The sequence below is a fragment of the Kitasatospora sp. NPDC059327 genome (assembly GCF_042752535.1).
Lineage (GTDB): Bacteria > Actinomycetota > Actinomycetes > Streptomycetales > Streptomycetaceae > Kitasatospora.
This window is the reverse complement of sequence record NZ_JBHYYB010000010.1, coordinates 1-14,156: the sequence shown is the minus strand read 5'-3', so window position 1 is coordinate 14,156 and position 14,156 is coordinate 1. Positions and strand designations below refer to the sequence as shown.

Here is a 14,156-nt window from a genome sequence, read left to right as displayed (position 1 = left end):
GATGCCGGACAACGAGAAGCTTCTCGACTACCTCAGGCGAGCCACTGCCGACCTGGGCGACGCGCGGCGCGAACTGCGGGCCGCCGAGGACGCCCGGCACGAGCCGATCGCCATCGTCTCGATGGGCTGCCGCTACCCGGGCGGGGTGGACTCGCCCGAGCGGCTGTGGGAGCTGGTCGAGCGCGGTGAGGACGCCATCGGCGACTGGCCCGACAACCGCGGCTGGGACGTCGAGGGGCTGTACCACCCGGACCCGGACCACACCGGTACCTCGTACACCCGCAGCGGCGGATTCCTCCACCAGGCCGACGAGTTCGACGCCGGCTTCTTCGGGATCTCGCCGCGTGAGGCGCTGGCCATGGACCCGCAGCAGCGGTTGCTGCTGGAGACCTGCTGGGAGACCGTCGAGCGCGCCGGTCTCGACCCGGCCGCGCTGCGCGGCAGCCGGACCGGTGTCTTCGTCGGCGCGATCGGCAACGACTACGGGGCGGGTGCCCGGGGACTGCCCGAGGTCGAGGGACTGCTGGAGACCGGGACGGCGAGCAGCGTGCTCTCCGGGCGGGTCTCGTACACGCTGGGCCTGGAGGGTCCCGCGATCACCATGGACACCGCCTGCTCCTCCTCGTTGGTGGCCCTGCACCTGGCGGTGCGCTCGCTGCGCTCGGGCGAGTGCGAGCTCGCGCTGACCGGTGGGGTGTCGGTGCTCGCCACCCCGGACGCGTTCGTGGCGTTCAGCCGGCAGCGGGCGCTGTCCGCCGACGGGCGCTGCAAGGCGTTCGCGGGCGCGGCCGACGGCACCGGCTGGTCCGAGGGCGTCGGTGTGCTGCTGTTGGAGCGGCTCTCCGACGCCGTGGCCCGCGGCCACCGGGTGCTCGCCGTCATCCGCGGCACCGCGGTCAACCAGGACGGCGCCAGCAACGGCCTGACCGCGCCCAGCGGCCCCTCCCAGCAGCGGGTGATCACCGACGCGCTGGCCGACGCGCGGCTGTCGGCCGCCGAGGTGGACGCGGTGGAGGCGCACGGCACCGGCACCCGGCTCGGCGACCCGATCGAGGCGCAGGCCCTGCTGGCCACCTACGGACAGCGGCGGCCGGAGGGACGGCCGCTGTGGCTGGGCTCGCTGAAGTCCAACATCGGCCACAGCTCGGCCGCCGCCGGGGTCGGCGGCGTGATCAAGATGGTGCAGGCGATGCGGCACGGGGTGCTGCCGAAGACCCTGCACGTGGACGAGCCCACCCCGTTCGTCGACTGGTCGGCGGGCGCGGTCGAGCTGCTGACCGAGGCCCGCCCCTGGAAGACCGCGGGCGAGCGGCCGCGCCGCGCCGGGGTCTCCGGTTTCGGGGTGGGCGGCACCAACGCGCACGCGATCGTCGAGCAGGCGCCCGACGCCGAGACCGCCGGGGACCTGCCGGACGCCGCGGGCCCGGCCGACGCGGACGCCACCGCCCCGGCCCCGGCTGCGGCCGGCCCGCTGCCCTGGGTGCTGTCGGCGCGCGACCCGCGGGCGCTCCGCGCCCAGGCCGCCCGGCTGGCCGCGTCCCTGGCCGACGGCCCCGCGCACGACCCGGCGGAGATCGGCCGGGCGCTGGCCACCACCCGCACCGCCTTCGAGCACCGCGCGGTGCTGGTCGCCGAGGACGCCGCGGGCTTCACGACCGCGCTGGAGGCACTGGCCGCCGACCGGACGGCGCCGAACGTGGTGCTGGGCACCGCCGGTCCGGCCGGGAAGACCGCTTTCGTCTTCCCGGGGCAGGGTTCGCAGTGGGCCGGCATGGCCGTCGAACTCCTCGACACCGCACCCGTCTTCGCCGAGAAGATGGCGCAGTGCGAACAGGCCCTCGCCCCGCACGTCGACTGGTCACTCACCCGACTCCTGCGCGACGGCGAACCCCTCGAACGCGTCGACATCGTCCAACCCGCCCTCTGGGCCGTCATGATCTCCCTCGCCGCCCTCTGGGAGTCCTACGGCGTCACCCCCGACGCCGTCCTCGGCCACTCCCAGGGCGAGATCGCCGCCGCCGTCGTCGCCGGCGCCCTCACCCTCGAAGACGGCGCCACCGTCGTCGCCCTGCGCAGCCAAGCCATCCACACCATCACCGGCACCGGCGGCATGGTCTCCCTCACCCACCCCCTCGACCGCGCCCACGCACTCATCACCCCCTGGCACGACCGCGTCTCCGTCGCCGCCGTCAACGGCCCCACCAGCGTCGTCGTCAGCGGCGAGAACGGCGCGATCGAGGAACTGCTCGCCGCGGACCCGACCGCCCGCCGGATCCCGGTGGACTACGCCTCGCACTCGGCGCAGGTCGAGCGGATCCGCGAACGGCTGCTCTCGGACCTGGCCGGGGTGCGCCCGACGGCGGCCCGGCTGCCGTTCTTCTCCACCGTCGACGGCCACCGGCTGGGCGGCGAGGAACTGGACGCCGACTACTGGTACCGCAACCTGCGGCAGACCGTGGAGTTCGAGGCCGCCACCCGGGCCCTGCTGGCCGACGGCTTCCGCTACTTCGTGGAGGCCAGCGCGCACCCGGTGCTGACCTTCGGTGTGCAGCAGAGCGCCGAGGCCGCCCAGGTGGAGGCGGCCGCGCTCGGCACGCTCCGCCGCAACCAGGGCGGACTCCCCCGCTTCCTGCTGGCCCTCGGCGAGGCGCACGCGGCGGGCCGTTCCCCGCACTGGCCGGCCCTCTACGGCGCGCCGCGCGGCGGGCCGGTCGAGCTCCCCGGCTACGCCTTCCAGCGCCGCCGGTACTGGCTCCAGGCCCCCGACCGGCCGCGTCCGACGAGCGATCCGGCCGGTGAGCGGTTCTGGTCGGCGGTGCGCGAGGGCAACCTCGCCGAACTCACCGACACGCTCGGCGTCGAGCCGCAGGCCCCGCTGAGCACGGTGCTGCCCGCGCTGGCGGGCTGGCACGCCCGCAGCCGCGAGCAGGAGCGGGTCGACTCCTGGTACTACCGGGTGACCTGGCGGCGGCTGGCGGCCGCTGCGGACGACGCCGCGCCGACCGGGCGGTGGCTGCTGCTGGTGCCCGCCGCGCGGGCCGACCACCCGCTGGTCGCGGCCTGCGCCCGGGTGCTGGCCAGCACCGAGCTGCTGACCGTCGAGCTGGCCGAGGCCGACACCGGGCGCGCCGTCCTGACCGAACGGCTGGCCGGCCCGGCCGCCGCACCGCTCGACGGGGTGCTCTCGCTGCTGGCGCTGGACGAACGGCCGCACCCGGCGCACCCGGTGGTGCCGGTCGGCCTCGCGCTGAACCTGGCGCTGGTCCAGGCGCTGGCCGACCTGACGGTGGGCGGCCCGCTGTGGTGGGCGACCGCCGGAGCGGTCGCGGTCGGGCCGCAGGACGGCGCGCCGAAGCCCGGCCAGCAGCTGAGCTGGGGGCTCGGCCGGGTCGCGGCGCTGGAGTACCCGCGCTCCTGGGGCGGCCTGCTGGACCTCCCCGAGCAGCTGGACGACCGGGGTTCGGCGCTGCTGGGCCGGCTACTGGCCGGGGCCGGCGACGAGGACCAGGTGGCGGTGCGCCCGGGCGGCGGCTTCGGGCGCCGGCTGGTCCGCGCCACCCGGCGTCCGGCCGGCAGCGGGACCGGACGGTCCTGGCAGCCGCGCGGGACCGTGCTGATCACCGGCGGCACCGGCGGGATCGGCACCCAGATCGCCCGCTGGCTGGCCCGGGCCGGCGCCGAGCACCTGGTGCTGGTCGGCCGGGCCGGGCCGGCGGCGCCCGGCGCGACCGAACTCGCGGCGGAGCTGACCGCACTCGGCTGCCGGGTCACCCTGGCCGCCTGCGACGTGGCCGACCGGGCCGCCCTGGGCGCTCTGGTGGAGCGGCTGCGCGCCGACGGCGAGCAGATCCGCTCGGTGCTCCACGCGGCCGGCGCCGGCCTGCTGGTACCGCTGGGCGACACCGACCTGCCCGAGTTCGCCGACACCCTGTACGCCAAGGTCGGCGGCGCGGCCAACCTCGACGAGCTGTTCCAGGACGCCGAGCTGGACGCCTTCGTGCTGTTCTCCTCCATCTCCTCGATCTGGGGCAGTGCCGTCCACGGCGCCTACGCCGCCTCCAACGCCTACCTGGACGCGCTGGCCGAGCGCCGGCACGCGCGGGGCCTGGCCGCCACCTCGGTGGTCTGGGGCATCTGGAGCCCGGAGGGCGGCGCGGGCATGGCCGCGCAGCTGGTGGAGGAGCAGCTGCGGGCGCAGGGCGTGGTGTTCATGCCGCCCGCCCTCGCGGTGACGGCCCTCCAGCAGGTGCTGGACGGCGACGAGGTGGTGCCGATCGTCGCCGACGTCGACTGGGGCAGCTTCGCACCGGTCTTCACCTCGGCACGGCCGAGCCCGCTGATCGGGGAGCTGTCCGAGGTGCGGGTGGCGCTGGCCGCCGAGCCCGGCCCGGACGAGCCGGCCGGCGCGGCGGGAGAGCTGCGGGAACGGCTGGGCCGGCTGCCCGCGGCCGCGCGGGACCGGGAGCTGACCGAGCTCGTGCGCTCGGTCGCCTCCGGGGTGCTGGGCCACGACTCGGCCTCCGCCGTCGACTCGGCGCGGGCCTTCCGCGACCTGGGCTTCGACTCGCTGACCGCCGTGGAGATGCGCAACCGGCTGAACACCGCGACCGGGCTGCGGCTGCCGGTGACCGTGGTCTTCGACTACTCCTCCGCGAGCGCGCTGGGCCGGCACCTGGCGACCGAGCTGTTCGGCGCCGGTGCGCCCGCTCCGGTGGCGGCCGTCACGGCGCTCGCGGCGGACGAGGACCCGGTCGTCATCGTGTCGATGAGCTGCCGCTACCCCGGCGACATCGACTCCCCCGAGCGGCTGTGGCAGGCGCTGGCCGGCGAACTGGACGCGATCGGCGAGCTGCCCGCGGACCGCGGCTGGGACCTGGCCCGCCTCTTCGACGCCGACCCCGACCGCCCGGGCACCAGCTACAGCACCGCCGGCGGCTTCCTGCGCGACGCGGGCGACTTCGACCCGGCGTTCTTCGGCATCTCGCCGCGCGAGGCCCTGGCCATGGACCCGCAGCAGCGCCTGCTGCTGGAGACCTCCTGGGAGGCGCTGGAGCGCGCCGGCATCGACCCGAGCACCCTGCGGGGCTCCCGGGTCGGGGTGTTCACCGGCGCCGCCTACCAAGGCTACGGCGGCAGCATGGACCGGGTGCCCGACGAGCTGGAGGGCCTGTTCATCGCGGGCGTGTCGACGAGCGTGCTGACCGGGCGGGTGGCGTACACGCTGGGCCTGCGCGGCCCGGCGGTGACCGTCGACACCGCCTGCTCGTCCTCGCTGGTCGCCGTCCACCTGGCGGCCCGGGCGCTGCGCGCCGGCGAGTGCGCGCTCGCGCTGGCCGGCGGCGCCGCGGTGATCGGCACCCCGCTGTCGCTGACCGGCTTCAGCCGCCAGCGCGGCCTAGCCGCCGACGGCCGCTGCAAGTCCTTCTCCGCCGAGGCGGACGGCTTCGGGCTGGCCGAGGGCGTCGGCCTCCTGGTGCTGGAGCGCCTCTCCGACGCGCGGCGCAACGGCCACCCGGTGCTGGCGGTGCTGCGCGGCTCCGCGGTCAACCAGGACGGCGCCAGCAACGGGCTGACCGCCCCCAGCGGCCTGGCGCAGCGCGAGGTGATCCGCCAGGCCCTGGCCGACGCCGGGCTGACCGGCGCCGAGGTCGACGCGGTCGAGGCGCACGGCACCGGCACCCGGCTCGGCGACCCGATCGAGGCCGAAGCGGTGCTGGCCACCTACGGCCAGGACCGCCCGACGGACCGGCCGCTGCTGATGGGCTCGCTGAAGTCGAACATCGGGCACACCCAGGCCGCCGCGGGAGTCGGCGGGATCATGAAGATGGTGCTGGCGATGCGGCACGGCGTGCTGCCGCGCTCCCTGCACCTGGGCGAGCCGTCGCCCGACGTGGACTGGACGGCGGGCGCCGTCGAGCTGCTGACCGAGGCCCGTCCCTGGGAGGGCGGGGGCGAGCGGCCGCGCCGGGCCGGGGTCTCCTCGTTCGGGCTGAGCGGCACCAACGCGCACGTGATCGTCGAGCAGCCGCCGGCCGAACCGGCGGCCGCCGAGCGGGCCGGCGCCCGCCGGGCCGTGCCGTGGCTGCTCTCCGGGCGCAGCCCGGAGGCGTTGCGGGCGCAGGCCGAGCGGCTGCGCGAGCTGGCCGAGCAGGGCCGCGAGCCGGTGGACGTCGGCTGGTCGCTGGCCACCACCAGGACCGCCTTCGAGCACCGCGCGGCCGTGGTCGCCACCGAGCCGGCCGGGTTCGCGCGCGGGCTGGACGCGCTGATCGCCGGCCGCACCGGGGCCGGCCTGGTCCGGGGCGTGGCCGGGCAGCACGGTCGCACCGTGCTCGTCTTCCCCGGCCAGGGTTCGCAGTGGGTCGGCATGGCCCTCGAACTCCTGGACACCGAGCCGGTGTTCGCCGAGCGGCTGGCGGAGTGCGAGCGGGCCCTGGCGCCGTACACGGACTACTCGCTGCTGGAGGTGCTGCGCTCGGACGACCCGATGGACCGGGTGGACGTGGTGCAGCCGGTGCTGTTCGCGATGATGGTCTCGCTCGCCGCGCTGTGGCGCTCGTACGGCGTCGTGCCGGACGCGGTGGTGGGCCACAGTCAGGGCGAGGTCGCCGCCGCGGTGGTGGCCGGCGCGCTGAGCCTGGAGGACGGCGCCAAGGTGGTCGGGCTGCGGAGCCGGGCGCTGCGGGCCCTGGCCGGGCGGGGCGCGATGCTGTTCGTCCCCCTGGCGGTGGAGGAACTGACCGACCGGCTGGCCGCGTTCGGCGATCTGATCGGGGTGGCGGCGGTCAACAGCCCGACCTCGGTGGCGCTCTCCGGCGATCCGGCCGCGCTGGCCGCGCTGTCGGAGGCGCTGTCGGAGGACGGCGTGATGAACTGGCGCGTCCCCGGGGTGGACTTCGCCGGGCACTCGGCCCAGGTGGAGGAGATCGAGCAGGAGCTGCTGACACTGCTGGCGGACGTGTCGCCGCGCGCCGGCGAGAGCGTCTTCTACTCCACCGTCACCGGCGGGCCGCTGGACGGCGGGCTGTTGGACGCCGGCTACTGGTACCGCAACCTGCGCCGGCCGGTGGAGTTCGGGCGCGCCGCCCGGGCGCTGCTGGCCGACGGCTACGACGTGTTCGTGGAGTCGTCCACCCACCCCGCGCTGACCGTCTGGCTGGAGCAGGCCGCCGAGGCGGCGGGCACCGACGCCGCGGTGGCCGGCACCCTGCGCCGGGACGAGGGCGGCCGGGAGCGGTTCCTCACCTCGCTGGCCGAACTGCACGTGCGGGGCGCCGCGGTGGACCTCGCCGCGCCGTTCGCCGACGCGTCGGCCCGGCGCACCGAGCTGCCCACCTACCCGTTCCAGCGCTCCCACTTCTGGATGGTGCCCGCGGCGGACGGGCGGCCGGAGGCGGCGGCACCGGACGAGGGCTTCTGGAACGCGGTGGGCCGCGGCGACGCGGACGCGCTGGCCGACACGCTGCGGATCGAGGACGCCGGCACCCGCGCGGCGCTGAGCGGTGTGCTGCCCGCGCTGGGCGACTGGCTCGGGCGCAGCCGGGACCGCGCCGCTGTCGACGGCTGGCGCTACCGGGTCCAGTGGCGGCCGCTGGCGCCCGTCACGGGCGCCGGTCCCAGGGGGAGCTGGCTGGTCGCCGTCCCGGCGTCGGCGGCGGACCACCCGCTGGTCGCGGACTGCGTCCTGGCGCTGGGCGAGCACGGTGCCGAGGCCGCGGTGCTCACGGTCGCCGACGCCGACCGTGCCGCGCTGGCCGCGCGGCTGGGCGAGCTGCGGCCGGACGGCGTGCTGTCGCTGCTGACGCTGGACGAGCGGCCGCACACGGCGGGCTCCGCGCTGCCGGCCGGACTGGTCGCGCTGGTGGCGCTGCTCCAGGCGCTCGGCGACGCCGTCCCGGACGCCCCGCTGTGGTGCGCGACCAGCGGCGCGGTGTCGGTGGGCCGCTCGGACCCGCTGAGTGGCCCGGCGCAGACCACGGCCTGGGGCCTCGGCGGGGTCGCCGCGGTGGAGTACCCGCGGCGCTGGGCCGGGCTGGTCGATCTGCCGGCCCGGCTCGACGAGCGGGCGCGGGCCCGGTTGGCCGGGGTCCTGGCCGGCGGCGAGGGCGAGGACCAGGTGGCGGTGCGCTCCGCCGGTCTGTTCGCCCGTCGGCTGGTCGCGGCCGGGACCGGCTCGCGCACCCCGGCGCGAACCTGGACCGCGCCGACGGACGGCACGGTGCTGGTCACCGGCGGCACCGGCGCGCTGGGCGCGCGGGTGGCCCGCTGGCTGGCCCGGGGCGGGGCGCGCCATCTGCTGCTGACCGGCCGGCAGGGCCCGGCGGCGCCGGGCTGTGCCGAACTCGTCGCCGAGCTCGCCGAGTCGGGAGCGGAGGCCACCGTGGTGGCGTGCGACGTGGCCGACCGGGAGCAGGTGGCGACGCTGCTCGCCGGCATCCCGGCCGGACGGCCGCTGCGCGCGGTGGTGCACGCGGCGGGCGTGCTGGACGACGGCGTGCTGGACACGCTGACGGCGGAGCGGGCGGCGTACGTGCTGCGGCCCAAGATGGACGCGGCGCTGCACCTGGACGAGCTGACCCGGGACCACGAGCTGTCGGCCTTCGTCCTGTTCTCCTCGCTGGCCGGCACGCTGGGCGGCACGGGGCAGGGCAGTTACGCGGCGGCCAACGCCTTCCTGGACGCCCTGGCCGAGCGGCGCCGGGCGGGCGGACGGACGGCCACCTCGGTGGCCTGGGGCCTGTGGGGCGGGGAGAGCCTGGCCGGCGGCGCGGTGAGCGAGCGGCTGATCCGCAACGGCCTTCCGGCGATGGACCCCGACGCCGCGCTGGTCGCCCTCCAGCAGGCGCTGGACCACGACGACACCGCGGTGGTGGTGGCCGACTTCGCCTGGGAGCGGTTCGTCCGTGCCTACACGGCGCTGCGGCCCAGCGCCGTGCTGAAGGACCTGCCGCAGGCCGCGACGGACACCGCGACGGCCGGTGAGGAGTCGTCGACGGCCGCCCGGCTGGCCGCGCTGCCGCTGCCCGAGCGCCGGGCGGCACTGGGCGAGCTGATCCGCGGCGAGGTCGCCGCGGTGCTGGGCCACGCGGATCCGTCGGCGATCGAGCCCGGGCGGGTCTTCAAGGACATCGGCTTCGACTCGCTGACCGCCGTGGAGCTGCGCGACCGGCTGGCCGAGGCGACCGGGCTGCGGCTGTCGGTCACCCTGGTCTTCGACTTCCCGACCACGGCCGTGCTCACCGACCACCTGCTCGCCCAGCTCCCGGGCGGCGACCCTGCGGTGGCCGGGGCGGTGGCCGGGGCGGTGGCAGCGGTCGAGGCCGCCGCGGACGCGGCCGACGACCCGGTCGCGATCGTCGCGATGGGCTGCCGCTTCCCCGGGGAGGTGCGCTCGCCGGAGGACCTGTGGCGGCTGCTGATGAGCGGCACCGACGCGATCTCGGACTTCCCCACCGACCGCGGCTGGGACATCGAGGGCCTGTACGACCCGGACGGCGGGACGGTCGGCACCACCTACGCCCGCGAGGGCGGCTTCCTGTACGACGCCGCCGACTTCGACCCGGCGTTCTTCGGCATCTCGCCGCGCGAGGCGGTCTCGGTCGACCCGCAGCAGCGGCTGCTCCTGGAGGTGGCCTGGGAGGCGTTCGAGCGGGCCGGGATCGACCCGACCACGCTCAAGGGCAGCCGGGGCGGGGTCTTCGTCGGCTCCAGCTACCGGGACTACGGCTCCCGGATGACCAAGCCGACGGAGGAGTTCGAGGGCTACCTGGGCATCGGCAGCGCCGGCAGCGTGGCGTCGGGGCGGATCGCCTACACCTTCGGCCTGGAGGGCCCCGCCGTCACGGTGGACACCGCCTGCTCCTCGGCGCTGGTGGCCCTGCACCTGGCCGCCCAGGCGCTGCGCGCCGGTGAGTGCTCGCTGGCGCTCGCCGGTGGCGTGACGGTGATGGCCCGGCCGGACGCGTTCGTCGAGTTCAGCCGCCAGCGCGGGCTGGCGGCCGACGGCCGGTGCAAGCCCTTCGCCGCGGCCGCCGACGGCACCGCCTGGGCCGAGGGCGCCGGGCTGGTGCTGCTGGAGCGCCTCAGCGACGCCCGCCGCAACGGCCACCCGGTGCTCGCCCTGGTCCGCGGCTCGGCGGTCAACCAGGACGGCGCCAGCAACGGCCTGACCGCCCCCAACGGCCCCTCCCAGCAGCGGGTGATCCGCCAGGCGCTGGCCTCGGCGGGCCTGTCCGCCGCCGAGGTCGACGCGGTGGAGGCACACGGCACCGGCACCAAGCTGGGCGACCCGATCGAGGCGCAGGCCCTGCTGGCCACCTACGGACAGCGGCGCGGGGACGAACGCCCCCTGCTGCTGGGCTCGTTGAAGTCCAACATCGGCCACACCCAGGCCGCCGCCGGCATCGCGGGCGTGATCAAGATGGTGCTGGCGATGCAGCACGGGACGCTGCCCGCCACCCTGAACGTCGACCGGCCCTCGCCGTTCATCGACTGGACCGCGGGCGCCGTGGAACTGGTCACCGAACACACCGAGTGGCCTGCCGGCGACCACCCGCGCCGGGCCGGTGTCTCCTCCTTCGGTGTCAGCGGCACCAACGCGCACACCGTGCTGGAGCACGTCCCGGCCGAGGCCGCGGAGCCGTCGGCGCCCGCCGGGGGACCGTGGCTGCTCTCGGCCCGGACCCCCGAGGCGCTGCGCGGGCAGGCCGCCCGGCTGCTGGAGCACGAGCGGACCGGACCGGACCGGGATCCGGGCGCCGCGCTGGCCGCCGGCCGGGCGGGTTTCGAGCACCGCGCCGTGCTGCTCGGCGCCGACCGTGCCGCGCGCGTGGGGGCACTGGTCGCGCTGGCGGCCGGCGCCGAGCACCCCGGCCTGGTCACCGGCACCGCCGGGCGGCCCGGCAGGACCGCCTTCCTGTTCTCCGGACAGGGCAGCCAGCGGCCCGGCATGGGCCTGGAGCTCTACCGCTCCCAGCCGGTCTTCGCGGACGCCTTCGACCGGGTCTGCGCCGCGCTGGACCCGCTGCTGGAGCGCCCGCTGCACGAGGTGGTCGCGGACGGCGAGGCGCTGGACCGCACCGAGTACACCCAGCCGGCCCTGTTCGCGCTCGGCACCGCGCTGTTCGAGCTGGCCGGGCACTGGGGCATCACCCCCGACTACCTGCTCGGCCACTCGATCGGCGAGCTGACCGCCGCCCATGTCGCCGGGGTGCTCTCGCTGCCCGACGCGGCCGCCCTGGTGGCGGCCCGCGGACGGCTGATGCAGGCGATGCCGGCCGGCGGCGCGATGGTGGCGCTGACCGTCGCGGCCGAGGACCTGGCCCCGATGCTCGCCGAGCGGGCCGACCTCCTCGCGCTGGCCGCCGTCAACGGCCCGGCCTCGACCGTGGTGTCCGGCGACCCGCGGGCGGTGGCGGAACTCGCCGCGCACTGGGAGGCCCTGGGCCGGCGCTCGCGCCGGCTGCGGGTCAGCCACGCCTTCCACTCCCCGCACATGGACGGGATGCTGGCCGAGTTCCGCGCGGTGGCGAGTGCCCTGGAGTTCCACCCACCGCGGATCCCGCTGGTCGCCAACCGGACCGGGGCCCTCGCCACCGCCGAGCAGCTGGCCTCCCCCGAGTACTGGGTCGACCAGGTGCGCGGCACGGTCGAGTTCCGGGCCGGCATCGACTGCCTGGAGGCAGCCGGCGTCGACCGGTACCTCGAACTGGGTCCGGACGGCTCGCTGACCGGGCTCGCCCAGGACTGCCTGGCCGAGCGGTCGCCCGACGCGCTGCTGGTTCCGCTGCTGCGCCGCGACCAGCCCGAGGAGACGGCCCTGACCGCCGCGCTGGCCCGGTCGCACGCCCACGGCGCACCGGTGGACTGGAGCCGCCGCTTCCCGCCGACCGCCCCGCGCGAGGCCGCCGGCCTGCCCACCTACGCCTTCCAGCACCGGCGCTACTGGCTGGAGGCGACCGCCCCCGAGGCCGACCTGCCGTCGGCCGGGCTGCTGGCGGTGGACCACCCGCTGCTCGGCGCGGCGGTCGAACTGGCCGGCGGCGAGGGCTTCCTGTTCACCACCCGGCTCTCCTGCCGGACCCAGCCGTGGCTGGCCGACCACCGGGTCTTCGACGGCGTGCTCTTCCCCGCCACCGGCTTCCTGGAGCTGGCCGTCCGCGCCGCCGACCAGGCGGACTGCGGGCGGGTCGAGGAACTGACCCTGCAGGCCCCCCTGGTGCTCCCCGTCACCGGCGGCACGGTGCTGCAGCTTTCGATCGGCGCCCCCGACCCGTCCGGCGCCCGGAGCCTGACGGTGTACGCCCGGCCGGAGGACGGCCCCGAGGAGGAGTGGACCCGGCACGCCGACGGCCTGCTCGCCCCGGCCGTCCCCGCCGAGCCCGAGGACCTCGCGCAGTGGCCGCCGGCCGGCGCCGTCCCGCTGCCCGTCGACGGCCTGTACGAGCGGTTCGCCGCCGGCGGCTTCGGCTACGGCCCGGCGTTCCAGGGCCTGCGCGCGGCCTGGCGCCTCGGCGAGCAGGTGTTCGCCGAGGCCGAGCTGCCGGACGGCCCGCGCGGCGAGGCCGGCCGCTACGGCCTGCACCCCGCGCTGCTGGACGCGGCCCTGCACGCGCTGGTCTTCGACGTCCTGCCGGGCACCGGGCCCGAGGGCGAGAGCCAGGGGTGGCTGCCGTTCTCCTGGACCGGCGTCGCCCTGCACGCCCGGGGCGCGGCGTCGGTCCGGCTGCGGCTGACGCCCACCGGGCGCGACTCGGTGGCCGTGCTGGTCGCCGACAGCACCGGGTGTCCGGTCGCCTCGGCCGAGTCGCTGGTGCTGCGCCCGGTCTCCGCCGAGCAGGTGCGCCCGGCCCGCGCCGCCCACCACGAGGAGCTGTACCGGGTCGAGTGGCGGCGGTCGACCCCGCCGGACACCGACGCGGCGACCTGGACCGAGCTGCCGGCCGGCGGGCGCGTCGCCGACCTGCTCGCCGCCGACGGACCGGTGCCCGCGCTGGTACTGGCGCACTGCCGGCAGGAGGGCACCGGGCCACTGGCCGACGCCGTGCGGGCGGCCACCGGGCACGCGCTGGAGCTGGTCCGCGACTGGCTGGCCGAGGAACGGCCGGCCGACAGCACCCTGGTGCTGGTCACCGAGGGGGCCGTCGCGACGCAGTCCGGCGACGACGTGCCCGACCTCGCGCAGGCCGCCGTCTGGGGCCTGCTGCGCTCGGCGCAGACCGAGAACCCCGGCCGGTTCGTGCTGCTGGACCTGGACGGCCTGCCCGCCTCCCGGGCGGCCCTGGGCGCCGCGCTGGCGAGCGGCGAGCCGCAGGTCGCGCTGCGCGACGGCACGGCCCTGGTACCCCGGCTGGCCCGGGTGCCGCGTGCCGAGGACGAGGTCGAGCCGACCTGGGATCCCGAGGGCACGGTGCTGATCACCGGTGGTACCGGCGCGATCGGCGCCCATGTCGCCCGTCACCTGGTGGCCGAGCACGGCGTACGGCGCCTGGTGCTGACCAGCCGCGCCGGCCTGCGGGCCGAGGGCGCCCTCGAACTGCGCGACGAGCTGACCCGGCTCGGCGCGCTGGTCGAGGTGGCCGCCTGCGACGCCGCCGACCGGCAGGCGCTGGCCGCCCTGCTGGACGGCCTGCCGGCCGAGCACCCGCTGACCGCCGTGGTGCACGCCGCCGGTGTGCTGGCCGACGGCCTGGTCGCCGAGATGACGCCCGAACAGCTCGACACCGCCCTGCGCCCCAAGGTCGACGCGGCCGTCCACCTGCACGAGCTGACGGAAGGGAGCAAGCTCTCCGCGTTCCTGCTCTTCTCCTCGCTGGCCGGCGTCTTCGGCGGCATGGGCCAGGGCAACTACGCGGCGGCCAACGCCTTCCTGGACGGCCTGGCGCACCGCCGCCGGGCCCGGGGCCTGACCGCCGGCTCGCTGGCCTGGGGCCTGTGGGCGAACAGCACCGGCATGACCGGCGGCCTGGACGAGGCCGACCTGCGGCGGATCGCGCGCGGCGGGATCGTCGCCTTCGCCCCGCGGGAGGGCCTGGAACTGTTCGACGCGGCGCACGGCGTGGACGAGGCGATGGTGCTGCCGGTCCGGCTGGACACCCGGGCGATCGCCGCGCAGGCGGGCACCGGCGGCGTCCCCGCCCTGCTGCGCGGCCTGGTCC

The 14,156-nt window shown here is 77.0% G+C and carries 1 protein-coding gene; it reads left to right on the top strand.

Translation table 11 applies throughout. The annotated features are described in order from the left end of the window. Position 1: 1 nt before the first annotated feature. Positions 2-14,156, top strand: a 14,155-nt coding sequence (locus ACFXHB_RS09135) for a type I polyketide synthase (RefSeq protein WP_380573220.1), incomplete at its 3' end; no start/stop codon positions are given.